Origin of the sequence: Aequorivita viscosa, assembly GCF_900106795.1 — a bacterium.
Lineage (GTDB): Bacteria > Bacteroidota > Bacteroidia > Flavobacteriales > Flavobacteriaceae > Aequorivita > Aequorivita viscosa.
Genome location: NZ_FNNS01000004.1, coordinates 66,529 through 84,503, shown reverse-complemented (window position 1 = coordinate 84,503; position 17,975 = coordinate 66,529). Strand labels below are relative to the sequence as shown.

At 36.8% G+C, this 17,975-nt stretch carries 14 protein-coding genes; 6 read left to right on the top strand and 8 right to left on the bottom strand.

The window, feature by feature from the left end:
• Positions 1 to 23: 23 nt before the first annotated feature.
• A complete protein-coding gene (locus BLW28_RS03185; protein WP_073214262.1) occupies positions 24 to 1,259 on the bottom strand; it encodes an ABC transporter permease in 1,236 nt (411 codons plus the stop codon).
• A 9-nt stretch (positions 1,260 to 1,268) separates the two neighbouring features.
• Here BLW28_RS03185 and BLW28_RS03180 point away from each other — a divergent pair, with 9 nt between their 5' ends.
• Entirely contained in the window at positions 1,269 to 2,567 is a 1,299-nt protein-coding gene (locus tag BLW28_RS03180; RefSeq protein ID WP_073214259.1) for an exo-beta-N-acetylmuramidase NamZ family protein, read from the top strand.
• 157 nt (positions 2,568 to 2,724) lie between these two features.
• Here BLW28_RS03180 and BLW28_RS03175 read toward each other — a convergent pair whose 3' ends face one another.
• The gene (locus BLW28_RS03175; protein WP_073214257.1) at positions 2,725 to 3,273 is read right to left on the bottom strand and encodes a YkgJ family cysteine cluster protein; all 549 of its coding nucleotides are present in this window, start codon (positions 3,271 to 3,273) and stop codon (positions 2,725 to 2,727) included.
• A gap of 246 nt (positions 3,274 to 3,519) precedes the next feature.
• Here BLW28_RS03175 and BLW28_RS03170 point away from each other — a divergent pair, with 246 nt between their 5' ends.
• Positions 3,520 to 4,230 (top strand): class I SAM-dependent methyltransferase, encoded by a 711-nt coding sequence (locus tag BLW28_RS03170; RefSeq protein ID WP_073214575.1) that lies wholly within the window; start codon positions 3,520 to 3,522, stop codon positions 4,228 to 4,230.
• A 17-nt stretch (positions 4,231 to 4,247) separates the two neighbouring features.
• Here the strand turns inward: BLW28_RS03170 and BLW28_RS03165 are convergent, their stop codons facing one another.
• The 3 genes from BLW28_RS03165 to BLW28_RS03155 all read right to left on the bottom strand — a co-directional run bounded on the left by BLW28_RS03165 (position 4,248) and on the right by BLW28_RS03155 (position 10,804).
• Complete coding sequence (locus BLW28_RS03165; RefSeq protein WP_073214253.1) at positions 4,248 to 5,885, bottom strand: amidohydrolase; 1,638 nt, start codon at positions 5,883 to 5,885, stop codon at positions 4,248 to 4,250.
• Between the two features lie 113 nt (positions 5,886 to 5,998).
• Positions 5,999 to 7,711 (bottom strand): TonB-dependent receptor, encoded by a 1,713-nt coding sequence (locus BLW28_RS03160; RefSeq protein ID WP_073214250.1) that lies wholly within the window; start codon positions 7,709 to 7,711, stop codon positions 5,999 to 6,001.
• Between the two features lie 78 nt (positions 7,712 to 7,789).
• Positions 7,790 to 10,804: a tetratricopeptide repeat protein gene (locus tag BLW28_RS03155; RefSeq protein ID WP_073214247.1), complete on the bottom strand. Its 3,015-nt coding sequence runs from the start codon at positions 10,802 to 10,804 to the stop codon at positions 7,790 to 7,792.
• 269 nt (positions 10,805 to 11,073) lie between these two features.
• Between BLW28_RS03155 and BLW28_RS03150 the strand changes: the two genes are divergently transcribed.
• Together BLW28_RS03150 and BLW28_RS03145 are read left to right on the top strand one after the other, a co-directional pair.
• The gene (locus BLW28_RS03150) at positions 11,074 to 11,535 is read left to right on the top strand and encodes a tail fiber protein (protein ID WP_073214243.1); all 462 of its coding nucleotides are present in this window, start codon (positions 11,074 to 11,076) and stop codon (positions 11,533 to 11,535) included.
• A gap of 236 nt (positions 11,536 to 11,771) precedes the next feature.
• Positions 11,772 to 12,455: a cell division ATP-binding protein FtsE gene (locus BLW28_RS03145; protein ID WP_073214238.1), complete on the top strand. Its 684-nt coding sequence runs from the start codon at positions 11,772 to 11,774 to the stop codon at positions 12,453 to 12,455.
• A 291-nt stretch (positions 12,456 to 12,746) separates the two neighbouring features.
• Here the strand turns inward: BLW28_RS03145 and BLW28_RS03140 are convergent, their stop codons facing one another.
• Positions 12,747 to 14,378 carry a S8 family peptidase gene (locus BLW28_RS03140; protein WP_073214233.1) on the bottom strand — a complete coding sequence of 544 codons (1,632 nt, stop codon included), beginning with the start codon at positions 14,376 to 14,378 and terminating at the stop codon, positions 12,747 to 12,749.
• A 141-nt stretch (positions 14,379 to 14,519) separates the two neighbouring features.
• Here BLW28_RS03140 and BLW28_RS03135 point away from each other — a divergent pair, with 141 nt between their 5' ends.
• Both BLW28_RS03135 and BLW28_RS03130 read left to right on the top strand, forming a co-directional pair.
• On the top strand, positions 14,520 to 15,410 hold the full coding sequence (locus BLW28_RS03135) for a glycosyltransferase family 2 protein (protein WP_073214230.1): 891 nt from the start codon (positions 14,520 to 14,522) through the stop codon (positions 15,408 to 15,410).
• Positions 15,403 to 16,350, top strand: coding sequence for a glycosyltransferase family 2 protein (locus BLW28_RS03130; protein ID WP_073214227.1), 948 nt, complete (start codon positions 15,403 to 15,405; stop codon positions 16,348 to 16,350). Before BLW28_RS03135 ends, BLW28_RS03130 begins: the two co-directional genes overlap by 8 nt.
• Here BLW28_RS03130 and BLW28_RS03125 read toward each other — a convergent pair.
• Both BLW28_RS03125 and BLW28_RS03120 read right to left on the bottom strand, forming a co-directional pair.
• Complete coding sequence (locus tag BLW28_RS03125) at positions 16,330 to 16,749, bottom strand: sugar 3,4-ketoisomerase (protein ID WP_073214223.1); 420 nt, start codon at positions 16,747 to 16,749, stop codon at positions 16,330 to 16,332. The two genes, BLW28_RS03130 and BLW28_RS03125, sit on opposite strands and share 21 nt — an antisense overlap.
• 63 nt (positions 16,750 to 16,812) lie before the next feature.
• The gene (locus BLW28_RS03120; protein WP_073214220.1) at positions 16,813 to 17,919 is read right to left on the bottom strand and encodes a glycosyltransferase; all 1,107 of its coding nucleotides are present in this window, start codon (positions 17,917 to 17,919) and stop codon (positions 16,813 to 16,815) included.
• Positions 17,920 to 17,975: the final 56 nt, after the last annotated feature.

The following is a 17,975-nucleotide window of genomic DNA, read 5'->3' as shown; positions in this document are numbered from 1 at the left end:
GAAGTCTTTAAATTTTGAAATCCTTATTCAAACCGAATCGCCTTCACTGGGGATATTTTGGAAATAATAAACGAAGGAATTAAAAGCATTAAGAGGCAGAGCACAAAGGTCCCTGCATTTAAAATTAAAATATAATCCAAACTCAGGTATACAGGGGCTTCGTTTACGTAATACGTGTCTGGATTTAGCTTAAAGACCTTTCCATATTTTTGAATTAACAACAATCCAATTCCTATTAAATTGCCCCAAAACAAACCAACAGCTATAAGGTACATTGCATTGTAAATAAAAATCTTCCGAACGCTGCCATCGCTACTTCCCATTGCTTTTAGGATTCCTATCATTTGCGTGCGTTCCAAAATCAAAACCAAAAGCGCGGTAATCATATTGATACCTGCCACCAAAATCATAATCCCGATAATTGCCAAAATATTAAAGTCGAATAAATCCAACCATTCAAAAATGGAAGCGTATTTGTAGCGAATGGTTTGGGTGTCGAGTGTACTTCCTGTTTCGTTGTAAACCGCCTCTCCGATGGGAACAATTTCATCAAAATCGTTTACAAAAACTTCAAACGCCCCAATTTGGTTTTCATCCCATTTGTTCAATCTTTGAATATGCCTAATATCAGCAATGATAAACTGTTCATCAAACTGTTGAAAGCCGCTATTATAAATTCCAACAATTTTAAGTCCCAATGGTCTTGGAACTTTTGAAACTTCATCGTTTAAAAAAAACGTAGCAATCTTGTCGTCTAGTTTTAGATGAAGCCTATTTGCAAGATATTCTGAAATTAAAATGTCTGCATTTAAATCGTTTTTAAAATCGGGAAGTTTTCCTTTAACAAGATAATCTTGAAAATAATCCCAGTTGTAATCGTGGCCCACACCTTTTACGACCACGCCTTCAAAATCAGTTTCAGTGCGGATTACACCACCTTTGGAAGCCGTTACCTGCACGTGCTTTATACCATCAACATTTTTAAATTTAGGGTAAAAAGGTTGTTCTTTTGAAATGGGGTTTTGAGAATCGTTGGAAAAGTTGGTATCAAAATTGGTTATGATGATATCGCCATTAAAAGCCGAAACCTTTTCGCGAATCTTTTGTTGAAGTCCAATGCCAGTTGCAATGGAGATCAACATCATAATTACCCCAATAGCAATAGCAGTAATCGCAATTTTTATTATCGGTGCCGAAATACTACTTTTATAGTCCTTAGAAGCAATGATGCGCCGAGCGATGAAAAATTCGAAATTCACTTAAATCTTATGAAGTTAACTTTTTTCAAAAATACAGTTTTATTGATTGTTCTGACTATTTTTTCATGTGGAAGTTCTGTGGAGAAAAAAGAACAAAGAGAAGAGAATGAAGAGCAAAGAATAGAGAATAGAGAACAGGAAATAGAGATAAAAGAGATTCAGGCCTCCAAAATTATTGTGGGAGCCGAGCGGTTTGAGGTTTATTCCAAATTGTTGAAAGGAAAAAATGTGGGCGTTGTGGCGAATCAGACCTCGATGGTTGAAGATATCGCTGAAGAAGAATATCAAACCTCACCTCAACATACTTTTTATATGGAATTTCATTTAGTAGATTATCTAATAAAAAATGGAATTTCAGTGAAAAAAGTATTTGCACCCGAACATGGCTTTCGCGGAACTGCCGATGCAGGCGAGCATGTAAAAGACGGAATTGACTCCAAAACGGGCGTTCCATTAATATCGCTTTACGGAAGCAATAAAAAACCATCTCCAGAACAGCTAAAAGGAATTGATGTAGTGGTTTTTGATATTCAAGATGTTGGCGCTCGGTTTTACACCTATATATCGACGTTGCATTATGTAATGGAAGCTTGTGCAGAGTTGGGGATTTCTGTAATCGTTCTGGACCGTCCAAACCCCAACGGACATTATATTGACGGCCCTATTTTGGAAAAAGAACATCAAAGTTTTGTGGGAATGCACCCAATTCCGATAGTTCACGGAATGACGATTGGTGAATATGCAAAAATGATAAATGGAGAAGGATGGCTTAACAACAGGTTGAAATGTGATTTGAGCGTAATTGAAATGGAGAATTATACACGCAAAACTCTATACTCACTTCCGATAAAACCATCACCAAATTTACCAAACGACCAATCCATAAACTTGTATCCAAGTCTTTGTTTTTTTGAGGGTACTTTTATAAATGCGGGTCGCGGAACGGAAATGCAATTTCAGGTTTTTGGTGCTCCGAGTTTACCTGCTTCCAAATATTCTTTTCAATATACTCCTCAACCCAATGAAGGTTCGAAAGAACCAAAATTCAAAGGGCAACTTTGTTATGGAAAAGACCTTCGGAAAGAACCACGCTTAAATAAAATCAACTTGGAATGGCTGATTGATGCTTATAACGCCAATGGCAAAAAGAAAGATTTCTTCAATTCGTTTTTTGTGAAATTGGCAGGAACCAAACAACTACAGCAGCAAATTGAACAAGGATTATCCGCCGAAGAAATTCGGGATTCTTGGAAGGAAGGACTGGGGAAGTTTGAGAAGGTACGGGGGAAGTATTTGCTATATAATTAAGTTCCTAATGACAAATTCCAAATAAAACTCAAAATTCAAAAATTCAATTTTCAAAGCCCGTGCGCGCTCTAAAAAAGAGGATTTGAAATTTGTATTATCGTTAATTGAAGATTAGGGTTTATATTTCTTTTGCCCTTTCTAGCTTGTAATTTGTGATTTATTTGAGATTTGGATACTGAGATTTGGAATTTGCCTTATTGTTATTTGGATTTTTAACGCCCAAGCGTTTCTTCATTTCCTCTACAATATTATAAGCCGCTGGGCAAATAGCGACATTCTTCATTGTAAGATTCGAGATTTGTTGGAACTTTTTTCGGTCGGTATGGGGGAATTCGCGGCAGGCTTTTGGGCGAACATCGTAAATACTGCAATAATTATCCGCTCCTAAAAAAGTGCAAGGCACACTTTGTAAAACATAATCCTTATCCTCATCAATCCGCAAATAGGTTTCAATAAACTGCTGCGGCTTCATCCTGAAATGTTTTGAAATACGTTCAACATCTTTGTCTGTAAACAAAGGCCCTGTTGTTTTGCAGCAATTGGCGCAAGTAAGACAATCGATACGTTCAAATTCTTCCTCGTGAAGTTCTTGCATCAAAGTATCTAAATGCTTTGGCGGCTTTTTCTTCAGCGTTGCGAAAAACTTTTTGTTTTCCTTTTCGGCTTCTTTTGCTTTTTGGGGAAGTTCGTTTAAAATCTTTTCCATTTAAATCGTATTTCTCTGTGAGCCTCAGCATACCTCTGGGAAACTCAGCGAAATAGTTGTTACACAGAGTTGCGCTGAGAAATCGCAGAGATACACAGAGACCATTTTAATTTTAAAATACAAATCTACTACCTCTCAGTCGCATCTTCTTATTCTCAACTGAATAATTATCAAGAATGTCAACAAATAACAATACTTTCGTGATGAGAAATTAAATTGAAAAGCAACTTCTCAACTTACAAACTTATGGAAGACATAATCGGCACAGCGTTATTGGATTACTACAACGGAAACTATTCCGAAGATATTATTACGGAAACGAATATTTCAGAAGAAGATGAATTACCGCTGCCTTATCTTTTCAGAGATTTCAATGAAATGCCTGAAATAGAGCAAAAAGCATTAAAATTTGCCAAAGGAAAAGTTTTGGATGTGGGTTGTGGCGCTGGTGGTCATGCGCTTTATCTTCAAGAAAAAGGTTTTGATGTTTTGGGAATTGACACTTCTGAAGGTGCGATAGAAGTTTGTAAATTACGAGGACTTAAAAACGCAAAACATATCGATTTGCTTCAGTTGAAAAATGAAAAATTCGACTCTATATTAATGCTGATGAATGGAACTGGGATTTTTCAGAATTTGGAAACCACCTCCAAATATCTTCAGCATTTAAAATCGCTATTACATCCGAAAGGGCAGATTCTGATTGATTCAAGCGATTTGCAATATATGTACGATGCTACCGAAGAAGGCGGAATTTTAGTTCCTGCAGACCGCTATTATGGCGAATTGGAATTCACAATGCGCTATAAAGAAATGGAAAGCGAGCCTTTTGAATGGCTTTATCTTGATGAGAAGTTGTTTGAAGCATTATGCGTTGAAAACAACCTCCATTTTGAAGTGATTGAACGCGGAGAGAATTTTGATTACTTAGCGAGGATTAGACCCCAAAGGTCTTAGAGACCTTTGGGGTTTAACTACTCCGCTTCAAAAACTAGCTCTCCATTTATAAAGGTCGCTACCACTTTCGTATTTGGGATTTCATCTTCATCAACTTCCATTATGTTTTTATCAAGAATGGTGAAATCGGCAAATTTTCCAACTTCAATGCTTCCTTTTTCATTTTCTTCAAAATTGGCAAAGGCTGCCCAAATCGTCATTCCACGCAAGGCTTCTTTACGAGTTAGCGCATCTTTCATTTGAAAACCGTTTTCAGGGAAATTTTCTAAATCCTTTCGCGCAACAGCTGCGTAAAATGTGTACATCGGATTTACGTTTTCCACTGGGAAATCTGTACCTAAGGCAATTACTCCTGCTTTATCCAGCAATGTTTTATACGCATAAGCCCCTTTCATTCTTTTGGGGCCTACCCTATCTTGTGCCCAATACATATCGCTTGTAGCGTGTGTTGGTTGCACAGAAGGAATTATGTTATGATTCGCTGAAAAATAATTAAAATCTTCTGGTGAAATTATTTGAGCGTGTTCCACTCGCCAACGTCGGTCGTTTTTACCTTTTAATGCTTTGTCATAAGCGCGTAAAACAGCAACATTAGCAGAATCGCCAATTGCGTGGCTGTTCATCTGAAATTCTGAGTTAGCAAGTTTCTGAGCCAAGGTATCTAAACTGGCTTGGGTTGTAATCATAGCACCGTGATGATGCGGCTTATCACTGTATGGCTCGCGCATTGCCGCACCTCGCGACCCCAAAGCGCCGTCTGAATACACTTTGAAAGAGCGTACGTTCAGCCTGTCTGTTTTATAAGTCCCATTTTGTAAATAATAAGCTACATTTTCAGGACTATTACTCACCATTGCATACATCCTCAGCTTGAATTTTTCTTCCTTTTGAAGGGAATCAATAAGCTCGATTATGTTTCTGTCTAAACCAGCATCGCTAACAGTTGTTAAGCCATATTGTAAACTTATTTTTTCAGCTTCTAACAAGGCGTTAATAGAAACTTCTCGAGTAATCTTAGGAAAGGTTTTGTTTACCAATTCCATTGGACTATCGATAATAATTCCTGTAAGTTCTCCGTCTTCAACGTGAATTTCGCCACCTTCAACTTTGGTTTTTGTAGTAATACCAGCAAGTTCGAGCGCTTTTGAATTCACCAATAAAGCATGTCCATCTACCCTTCGCAGGGCAACTGGTGTATTAGGAAACAAGGAATCGAGCATTTTTTTATTTGGAAAAGTCTTGTTTTCCCATTTGTTTTGATCCCATCCACGACCGATTATATACGGAAGTTGTTTTTCTTCCTGAAAGGCAACCAATCTTCCCAAGACCTCATCAAAACTTGTTGTTCCAATCAAGTCCACATTTTGAAGTCCAAGCCCCAGGCCATACAAATGTGCGTGGGCATCAATTAATCCAGGAATAACAGTGTTTCCTTTGACATCGTAAGTTTCCTTAATTTTATATTTTAACTCAAGTTCGGGCTTTAAACCTATTTCGAGAATCTTTCCGTCTTTAACTACAAGAGAATTGGCGGTGTTGAATTCTTTGTCAACCAGGTAAATTGTAGCATTCTTAATAAGTAAGTCAGCAGGAATTTTATCTGGGGCACAGGAAAAAACTGAAATTGCTAATAAAGCGAATAGTATGTTTCTCATTATCTGTATAATTGATTTGTAAAAATAGAAAACATCTGCTTTCTAAAAGCAACTAACACAATTATGTTAATCAGGAACACACCTAAATCAATCAAAATCAGCCTTATTTAGACTTACCAATCAAACTTATAAGTAGCTCCCACTAATGCTTGGATTCCTTGCACAGGATAGTTCATCCATTTCTGGTAGTTGTCGCTTAAAAGATTGCTTCCTTTTACAAAAGCTGAAAGTCGGTCGGTAAATCGGTAGCCAAAATGCACATTGGCATCTAAATAACCGTCCAACGTAACAACTTCTGGAGTAGGAATGTCTCCGAAGAAAAGATCCTTGCGTTCGCCTACAAAGAAAATGGAAGCGCCTCCATAAAATTGTTCTGTGATGTTAAAAGTTGAAAACACAGATGCTTTTAAACTTGGCAAGTTCCACGCTTCACTTTGAATGTCTGTACTATAATTAAAATAATCTGCATTAATTCCCAATGAGATATCACTAGAGATAGCCACTTGTAATTCGGCAAAAACTGATAAGGTGTTTACTTCGTCATAAACAACATTGAACGAATTTCCGTGTTCATACCCTTCTTGTGCATTAGATTTTCTAGGATTCGCTAAAAACAACGCTCTGTTTTTGTCTTGTCCGTAAGCCGCTCTAAAATTATAGGCCACTGTACTTGTCAACTTTCCTTTAAGACCTCCAAAACCTTCATAAATATTCTTAGTTGGCGCAATGTATAAGGTTGGGGAAACAAAAGGGTTCACCTCCTTAAAGTCGTAATATGAATTCTGTTGAATTCCGCCTTCTACTCCTCCATACACAACAACAGTTTCATCCATTAAGCGATACGAAGCATTCAATCTTGGATAAAGTGAAAAATCGGTATCGCTGTTTTCTGAATCCATCACCAAATACCCTGCTACTCCTAAAGTAACTGATAAATCTTCATTTGTAAAAGCAATAGATGGCGCAACGCCTACATTTAAAAAGCTGTACTTCATATCGGAAGTATTCGCATAGTTTTTGTCGAAACTTCCGCTTAAATAATCAATATCTCCTTCTACTCGCAAATTTAGATTTTCTATAGGAAATGAAAATTCTGGAGTAAGCTTCACATTAAATTCTGAAGACGAAAAAGCATCGCCTAAATAGCGGATAGTAAGCCCGCTTTTCTCAAAATACGAATCGGCCAAAGTTAAATTGCCGCCAATATAGCCACTGAAATATGTTTGTTTCGCATCGATATCAGACAAAACGTGAGGTGCAAATACCCCCGTTGGCACACCATACCAATTGTACATTTGATGCTCAAATCCTGTTTCGATTGTGTAGGTCAAATCTTTTTCACGATTGGTGTAATTAGCATCTAAACTGGTGTCATAATATTGATTGTCCAATTCTACACCTTTAATGTTGCCCTGTGAAGAATTATGGCGAAAGAAAAAACCAGCACTTTCTGTACGGCTGATTTCAAAATTGCTGTACAATTCGCCTAAAATGGTTGTGTAATTTCCAAAACCTAAGGTAGCGTAGTTGTTATATAACTTTTCACGCTTTACTTTTTCCACATCTGTTGCCTTTCCCTTTGCTGGCGTGAATGTAGATGCAACGGGAACTGAAAATATGTTGTATTTCACTTCCTTTTTCTGGGTGGTCGTGGAATCGGTTAAACTTGGAGTTTCCTTTACTTTAAAGGCATCGGAAATTGTGGGAGTATATGGTCTTACAATATTTACCACTTCTGTACCTAGTTCTTTTTCTTGGGAAAACATTGAAAGATTGAACAACAAGGTTGTCGCGAACGAGAGCAATACTATTCCTTTATTTGACATACTTATTATAAGATTTTTAATGTGGTGTTTTTGTTTGAAGAAACCTCACAGGTCTCAGAGACCTGTGAGGTTTGATTCCTAATTTCCGGTTTCTACAGATGAATTTGTTTTTGCTTCGGCAGCTTTTATACTTGCCAATTCTGCTTTCGCTTCTTCAACAACTTCAGGGAAATCTGTGAAGTTTTTAATAACGCTATCCAGAATATAAGTAGCTTGATATGCATCTTTTAACGCGTAAAAGTTCTTCGCCATAATTACCAAACCTTTGGCTCCGTATATTTTATATCCTGAGTAATCTTTAGCTAATTTCTGAACAGACGCGTTAGATTCTGCAAACTTACCTTCCTTATTTTTAAAATAAGCATCGTAATAAAGTGCTTCGGCAGCAAGTTTTCCTGTCGCGGTTTTTTGAACTTCGGCATAGGCAGATCTTGCTTTTGCCTCATTATTCGTTTCCATTGCGGCACGTGCGATGATTACCTGTGCGTCGCTCTTAATAGCGTTGTCAATTTTTGGATTCTGAAGTACTTTTTCAGCATAACCAACTGCTTCAGAATACTTCTTCAATTCATACGAAGCCTTCATCATATTGGTCTGAGCGAAAATTATATTCTGTGGGAAATCTGCTTCGTTTTCCAATCGACTTAAATATGAAAGCGCGTTTTGATATTCCTTCTTGCCTAAATACAATTCTGAAATCCGTGCCAAGGCTTGTTCGGTGAACTCATTTCTTTCACGTTCCACAACAAATTTGAAATGCGGAATCGCTTTGTCTGACTTTTCATTTGAGAAGAAAATCTGACCAAGATAGAAATGCGCTTTCATAGCGTTTTTTCCTTCGGGAAATTGCTTCAAATAACCTTCGAAACGGGTTTGTGCCTGAGATTGGTTGTTTTCTAAGTACGGTTTTTCGGCAGCCAAATAAGTTGCGTTGTCCAATTCCGAATCTTCAACTTCTACGTAATTTAATGTTTTTACCCAAGTGGCGTATTCGCTTACTTTTCCTTCGTCTATATAAATTATTTTTGCCGATGCCACCGCTTGCAAGGCTTCTGGAGTTGAAGGAAAATCTTTTGCAACTCGTTTAAAAACAGCGAGTGCTTCGTTACTTCTGCCTGTGTTGTCGTAAATCAACGCTTTTTTCATCAATGCTTTTGGCACGAAGCTACTATTAGGAATGTCTCGAACCAATTGGTCGTACGCCGAAATTCCCTCTGCGGTTTTATTTTGTGCTACATAGGTATTACCTAATTCGTATAAGGCATCGTCGCGATATACAGAGTTCTGATGCTTCTTTACAAATGCAATAAGCTCTTCCAACTTCTTTTCGGTTCTATCTACAAAGCCGTAACTAATTGCTTTTTGAAACTCGGCATAATCATTTGCGCCATCCATTTTAATAGCTTCATTGTAATTTTCCATTGCTGGCCAATATTGACTGGTCACGAAATAGCTATCGCCCAATCTCATAAATGCATCTTTTTTTCGAACCTTATCTGAAGCCGATGCGCCTGCAAAGGCTTTAAAATTGGAAATTGCTTCTGCGTATTTTTTTAACTTAAACTGAGCGTATCCCAAATTATAGTTTAGATTTTGAAATTCGGGAGAAGATTTCGCTTCGGGCATTTGCTGAAATTGCTTGTATCCACTTAAAGCACTTTCAAAGTCAGAGAGTTCATAATTGCTCTCGGCCTTCCAATAAATGGCACGTGCTGTAAATTTTGAATCCTTCGGTTCTTTTAAACTCTTATCCAAAATAACAATCGCTTCGTTGTAGTTTCCTTCATTATAAAGCGCTACGCCATGGAAAAAAGCAACCTTCTGATAGGCTTCCTTATCTTGAAAATTCTTGTTGTTTTCCAATAAATTTAAAGCCTCTTTATAGTTTTTTGAAGTTATGTAGCTATCAATCAAAAGCCCTTTCAATTCAGTATTATTAGGGTTTTTAGGATATGCTTCCATAAAATCAATCAAAACCTGCGGAGTGCTTTTGTAGCTGTTCCCAATTTCATAACTCAATTTCGCATAGTTGTAATATGCGTCTTCCTGAATTTCTAAACTGAAATCCATTTCGGAAGCATTTTTAAAAGCGTTAAGGGCTTCTTGTTTTTTATTCAGTTCTAAGTAACTTTCAGCTAAATGATAGTAGGCGTTTTGTGCAACATCATTCTTTCCATCGATAATTTTATTAAACTCGCCAATGGCTTTTTCAAAATCGCCTTGTTTGTAATATGCGTAACCCAATTGGTAATAATCGGTATTGTTCCATTTGCCACGAGTGCCTTTATATTCTTTTAAATACGGAACCGCCTCGGCATATTGACCAAGGTTGAAATAGCTTTCACCAATTATTTTTGAGAGTTGACTTTTTTCTTGGGGACTCGATTTATCGTATTGTTGCTTCCCCATTTCGATAGCTTTATCAAACTTTCCGAGTTTGAAATTCATATCTGCTTGGTAATACGAAAGGTCTTCGGAATAACGGGATTCGCCTTTTACCTCTTCAAACATTTGGTTGGCTTCTTCGTAATCGTCGCCTTCATACGCGATGAAACCTAAATAATATTTTGCTTGCGAACCATACTTTTGCGACGTGGAAACGCTGTTAAAATAATTCTTTGCCGTGTCGAATTGTTTTGCCTGAAAATAAACGTATCCGTTATTAAATTCGAACTGTTCCTGTTCACTTCGGCTTAAATTACTCGTATCTACCTTCTCGTACCATTTTTGGGCTTGCGGATATTTTCGGTTGTCGAAATAGTAATTTGCTACATCTAAATAGGCCGAATTTCGCTTTAAGCTCGTAGGGTTTTTAGCTACAAACGTTTCCATTAATTGATCTGCATTCCGCTGATTAAGCCGTACCGCAGCATTGGCGATATAATATTCGCAGTCACTTTGAATGGTTTGGTCGTCAGTGCTATTTTTGATTTTGTCGAATAGCGTCTGTGCTGCCAGATACTGTTTATTGTTATACAGCTCAAGCGCCTGATTAAAATCGACTAAATCGTTGGTATATACCGCAGTTTGTTGCGAATATGAAGAGATTGAAAGGAAGAGAAAAAGCGAAAAAACAACAAAGTTCTTTATCATTATTTACAGTTTTTGATTGCGTAAAGATATTTAATCTTAAATGTAACTTTCGGCTATACTGTAAATTTTTAGAGTTTATTAACGAATAAATTTTTAGGTTGTTTTTGTTTGAATATAACGCTAGAAATTAGGATTAAGTATAACGCTGGATCTTAATTTTATCTTCAGATTCAAACCTCAAAGGATTTAAAACCTTTGGGACTTAGAATACAATCCACTTATTTAAAAATCCGTATTTTTAAATTTTGATAATTCACAAAGACATAACTATGAAAAGATTATTGATTTTCGGTTTACTTATATTTTCAATTTCCGCCACTGCCCAGCGGAATTCATTTAAAAATATTACCGAAAAGGACGGTAAAATTGGTATTGGAACCGACACACCCGATGAACTTTTGACGGTTAAAGGTACAATTCACACCCAAGAAGTGAAAGTAGATTTAGATGGCGCAGTTGCACCCGACTATGTTTTTGAGAAATATTATAACGGTTTTTCCGAAACTTTGCCGGAATACAAATTGATTTCTTTGGAAGAACTCGAAACATTTTTGAAGATGAACCTTCATTTGCCACAAGTTCCATCCGCAGCACAAATGGAAGAAGATGGAATATCATTAAAAGAAATGAATTTACTACTGCTTCAGAAAATTGAAGAACTAACGCTTTATACACTTCAGCAACAAAAAGAAATTGATGCATTGAAAGAAAAATTTTTGAATAGTAAATAAGTAGCAGTATTCAGTTGCAGTTCGCAGTAATTCAACTTATTTTTGACAGATGTTTGAGAGAACTCTGAACTCATAACACGAGAAAACGAAACTGAAACTGAAATCGAAAACAATTGTATAATTCAACATCAATACAGTCTTCTTTAAGGTTGGCCAGTTGACCAGAATATGAAAGATTCATCTGGATAAAAAGTAATTATCATTCTAAAATCTAACTTCTAAAATCTAAAATTCCAATGTCCAATCACGTTCTATACCTAAATGATGCTTCCATTTTTCAAGGCGACAATCTCGTACTTTCAGACGTTTCGGTCTCGATAGAAAAAGGGGAATTTGTGTATTTAATTGGAAAAACTGGAACTGGAAAAAGTAGTTTTATGAAAACCCTCTATGGTGACCTACCGTTACAAAAAGGTCAGGGCCATATTGTAGGTTACGACTTGGCGACATTAAAAGAGCGGGACATTCCGTTTTTAAGACGCAAACTTGGCGTGGTATTTCAGGACTTTAAGTTATTGAACGATCGCACCGTTCATAGCAACCTCGACTTTGTATTAAAAGCAACGGGCTGGAAAGATAAAGTAGCGAAAGAAAACAGAATCAACGAAGTGCTTGCCAAAGTAGATATGAAAACCAAAGCGTTTAAATATCCGTACCAACTTTCGGGTGGAGAACAACAGCGTATTGCAATTGCCAGAGCCTTGCTAAACGACCCAGAGTTGATTCTCGCAGATGAACCTACCGGAAATTTAGACCCACAAACAAGCGTGGAAGTTATGGAGGTTTTGCGGGAAATCAATAAAAACGGAAACACCATCTTGATGGCAACACACGATTACGCCCTCCTTTTAAAATATCCTTCAAAAACATTGAAATGCGAGGATAGTCAGATTTTTGAAGTCGTTCAGAAAACAGTTTAGAGAAGCAGCGATTTTAGATTTACGATATACGATTTTTGATTGTAGATTAATCACGGCTCTATTTTAATTTTGCCCTGATATTACTGTTTACATTTTGAAATCGTCTTATTTATCGTTGGGACTTGTTGTGATTTAATTCCGATAACTCCCTTCCCTCGATAAAGGCTTAGGCCTGCCAAAGCGCAGCAGACAGGGATGAGATTTATAGAAGGTTTAAAAGGTCAAGTTCCCAAGTAGCCGTGATTCAAAATGTCGTGATTCGTGTTTCCCTTTAGTCGTGTTTCCAACGTTTTAATCTTCCAAAATACTAGGATCGCGAAGACGCAATTCACATTCCTTTTCAAGTAAAGGGTCAATTTTTAAGTGAATTTTACCTGTTTCATTTGGCTTTAGAACCGTGTTTTGTGAAATGGTAATTCCTTTCTTTGAAGTGAGTTCTAAAGTAGCGTTTTCTGTGAATTCTTGATTTTGAATTACAACATCCGAAATAGAAGTGAGTATAAATTCCCAACGACTAAATTTCTGATTTTCGATTCTAACTGCTTCTTTTTCAGCAAACATATCAAAAACCATTTTTACTGCTTTTCCAGTATTCAACATTCCAGCGCCATACAATCCTTTATAGGGTTTGTTAGGCTCTACATCATCAATATTAGTAGAGGTTAACTTTATAATACTTTCAACTTCCTCAGCCGGAAGACACGGATAAACTGAGTACATAAGTCCTATAGTCCCTGATATTAAAGGCGCAACACCCGAAGTTTGATTAAACTGGCTGACATCCACTTTGCCGTTAAGTGCCAATTCGCCATATCGAAAAATTCCTACCGATGGCCCAAGGATATCTATTTCGTCATTCAAATTCTTAATACTTTGATCGTAGAGATAAGGGGTTTGCGTTGTGTCATTATCTTTAAAACCCGCAGTTCGACTTACATAATACCGCACATTTTCGACGTAGTATTTATTGTTATCGCTAATCTTTATATTCTCCCGAAAGTCTTCATAACGGTGCGTAACAGACGACACAGCAATAACTTTGTCATACGAAGCGGGATAGTAATAAACCTTGCCTTTTCCTTTTGAAAAGCTTCTGTTATGGCCTATTGCAACTACAACAGTTCCATTTTCTAACATTTCATAAATTGCCTCTTGCGCAGTTTCATAGAAAGTCGTGGTGCCCCAACTACAATTAATAACTTTCACACCCATTCTTGAAAGTTCGACCAATTGTTCGAGCGAATGAAAATGTGAATAATTGGTGGTATAAATACTGCAATCATAACACACACCAGGGATTCCATAAGCATTATCGCCTTGGCCAGCCGCCGTTTCTGCAACAGAATACCCGTGACCTTTTGAAAGTGGTGAAGTACGAACAACTTTGGTTTTTCCTGCAAATTCGATGTCTAAAGTATCAATTCCGCCGTCTGAAATCCCGATAATTACATCACGCGAACCTGTGGTATAATACCAAGCTTTGGGCACGTCTAACACATCGAGATAATCCAAATTTACTTGTGCGCCTAGATTTTCGCCAATCGTGCTAGTAAGTCCGTAATCGTTGGGCTCAAATATTTTTTTATCGGCTTCGGCAATTATTTCACCAAACTCAAACAAATGTGATGCGTTTTTAAGCAAATCGTTCATCAAACTATCAGAATCAGAAATCACGAAAAATGTCTTTTTAAGATTTTGTTTCTTCGCGTGTTTCCAGGTTTTTTTAAAAGTCTTGACCTTATATTTATCCAAAACTGACTTTAATTTTGAATCAGTTCCTGTATAAACCAAATACTCACTTTTTTTCGCAAAGGAAGGAATATAAGCCGTATCGTGAGCGCGGAGATAGAACCAAGCATCTTCTTGGGCTTCCAAAGAAAGAGAAGCAAAAATTAGTAATAAAAACAAGAGTAGTTTGCGCACGAATAATACTTTTTCACAAGGTACTTATTTTTTCAAAAATGAAGAAAACTATAATTCGCAATCACATCGAATTCTACTTATATATTCCGCAACCCAAAAAAGATTGCTGTATTTTAGCAGATTGAATTTCGAGTGTCAAAAATGATTTCAATTCTTATTCCGACATATAATTATAAGGTTCTCTCTTTGGTTTCAGCGATTCACAAACAGCTGGAAATAACCAATATTGAATATGAAATCCGAGTTTATGATGACGGTTCGCCAAATCCTGAACCTGAAAATGACGGTATAAATAATTTTAAAAATTCGGTTTATAAGAAGCTGGAAAAGAACATTGGGCGCACAGCAATTCGAAATTTAATGGCTTCTGAAGCAAAATACGATTGGGTTTTGTTTTTGGATGCAGATGTACTTCCTAAGAATTCAAATTTTATTGAAAGCTACGTAAAAGCTATAAGCAACAATAATTGCGATGTAATTTTTGGAGGTATTAGTTATGAGGAAGTCAGACCAATTCGTGAAAAAATCCTACGTTGGAAATACGGTCGGGCACGAGAAGCAAAATCGGTTACGCTTAGACAAAAAGAGCCGTTTTTTATAATTTCGCAGAATTTATGCATTAAAAGAAGTGTTTTTTTACAGGCCAACACATTACTTGAAAATCATTATGGGCTGGATAACTTCTTCTCTAATCAATTAAAAAAGATGAATACTAAGGTCGTTCATATTGACAATCCTGTGATTCACTTTGGACTGGAGGAAAATGACAAATTCATTAAAAAAGCTTTAAAAGCAGTTGAATCCACAGTGATTTTAGAGAAAAAAGAGTTGATGGATGACGATATGCGCCCCATTCAAAAAAGCTATTTGAAATTAAAAAAGCTGCATTTATCAAGTGTTTTTAGCTTAATAATTTCTACGTTTAAAACAACGATGGAGCGGAATTTCAATTCTAAAAACCCAAATCTATTCTGGTTTGATTTGTACCGCTTAAACTATTATATCAAATTAAAAAAACAGCACAATGCCTAAGTTTTCGGTTATAATCCCTTTATACAATAAGGAAAAGGACATAGAAAAAACTATGGCAAGTCTTTTCGCACAGCGCTTTTCCGATTTCGAAGTGATTATTGTTAACGATGGTTCTACGGACCAAAGTGAAAGAGTTATTAAGTCACTTACCGATTCTCGGATAAAGCTGTTCAACAAAAAAAATGAAGGCGTTGCTCTTACACGAAATTTCGCCGTAAAACAAGCAACTTCCAAACACATTGCTTTTCTAGATGCTGATGATTATTGGCATCCGCACCATTTGGAAAACCTCAATAATCTTATTGAAAAGTTACCTGAAGCACAGTGGTATGCAACGGCCTACGAAAAAAAGCACAATCAAAAATTGATTACTTCCATGATTTCACCAATTCTAGAAAAGAAGGGATGGAGTGGAATTGTGGACGATTATTTCAAAAATAGCTTAATTGATGCGCTGGCTTGGACATCGGCGGTTTGTATGAAAAAGAGTTTTTTTCAGCAATTAAAGGGTTTTGACGCAACAATTACAAATGGAGCTGGAGAAGACACCGACCTTTGGATAAGGGCGGCCCTTGCTTCACCGATGGTTTTCTCTACTCAGATTTCAGCGCGACACAATTTAGATGGCAGCAACCGAATATCGCATACACCAACAAAAAACAGGGTGTTTTTCAATCCCGACAAGTACGAGGAAGTTGCTAGAGAAAATCTATATCTAAAAAAGTATCTCGACATTAATAGGTATTCATTTGCCATCCAGCATAAATTGGCCAAAGACCTAGATTCATTCCATGAATACGTGCGTAAAATTGATATAAACAACCTCAACTCAAAACAGCGTTTTCTGTTGAAGCAACCACGGAGCGTTTTGATGCTCTTTATTCGGATTAAGGTTATGTTTGAATCCTTTGGAACGCGATTAACGGCCTACAAATCGTAGATATTCATCATATTCCCGAATGTAATCGTGCTCATTATACTCTGCACTTACCAAGGAAAGACACACGGCTCCAGACGAAAAATTCTCCAATTCACGCCATACTCCGTTTGGAATTAAAAGGCCTCGATCGGGTCGGTTTAAGGTTATGGTTCTTCTTTGAGTTCCATTGTCCAGCACCACGTCGAAACTTCCGCTCAAGGCAATCAAAAATTGTTGCAATTGTTTGTGGGCGTGGCCTCCTCGGGTTGAAGAACTTGGAACATCATAAAGATAATACACCCGCTTTATCACAAAGGGCAACAAATCCTTTTCTACTACCGAAAGATTTCCGCGACCATCAGGGTCACTGATTTTTGGAATTTCTAACAGTTCAATTTTATCGAGCTCGGTACTTTTCATCTGACTGTACTATTTGTTTTTTAAAGGACATACGGAATATCCAAATAATCATTCTCTCGTTGCTTACAAATTAATCGAGGATATTTCATTTTTCAATAATTTATCCCAATCTTCTGCTATATTTTCTATGCTCAAATGGGCTATGCTTTCTACACTGTTATTTTTACATCTCTCGTACAATTCCTTATCCAAAACCATACGATTCATAGCTTCGGCTAAGGCTTCGACATTGAAGTTTTCAATCAAAAGTCCATTCTTTTCGTTTACAATAATTTCATTTGGACCACTTACACAATCTACGGAAACTACTGGAGTTCCAACAGCCAACGATTCTACTAAAGCACGCGGAAAACCTTCATATCTGCTAGTAAGAACGGTGAATAGCGCATTTTTGAGATACGGATTAACATCAGGTTTGAAAGATACAAATTCAACAGTATCTGAAAGTCGAAGCGTTTTTGCCTTTTGGATTAATTTATCACGATCCTCTCCGTTTCCCAAAATCTTTAGCCGAATGTTTTTCTGAGGCAACTCCGATTGACCATATCCTTCCAATAAAAGACTTATGTTTTTAACGCTATCTTTAAGCCTACCTACAAATATGATGTATTTCTCATCATTAATATTGTTTTCGATGGTTGAAATTTCCATTACCGGATTGTAAATAGCAATAGCTTTATCCGTTGAAAACCGTGAATTGATTTCCTTCGCAATATGTTTTGAAACCCCAACAATCTTATGGGATTTTTTAATCATCTGTTGAGAAATCCATTTTTCCTTTGGAAGATACTGGTCTAAATTAGCACTTCGGATAACGTAGATTATTCTAAAACCTTTGTATAAATAATTTAAATAATACCATTCTTTTCCAGCAGAAACTCGGGTTCGGTTATCAATTATATAATCAAAGTTTTCCTCTTTAAAATAAGCCCGAAGTTTTTTAAAGCGTTTCACCCTTTTCGCTAAAGAATCGTTTTCGTCTTTAATTTCGCCCAAATTGAAAAGCTTTCCAGCATACGGATAATCAATCAAATTATTCAAAATTACGATATGAACGTCATAGCCTTTCTTATCCAACATTTGAGAAAGAAGTGCAGTAGATCGTTCTGCACCACCCTTTCCCAAAGAAATTGCAACCAGGCACACTTTCATTCTATTTTCTGTAGGCATCGTAGATTTTATAGTATTTTTGGAAAACCACAGACAAAGATAAGTTATTTCCAAAA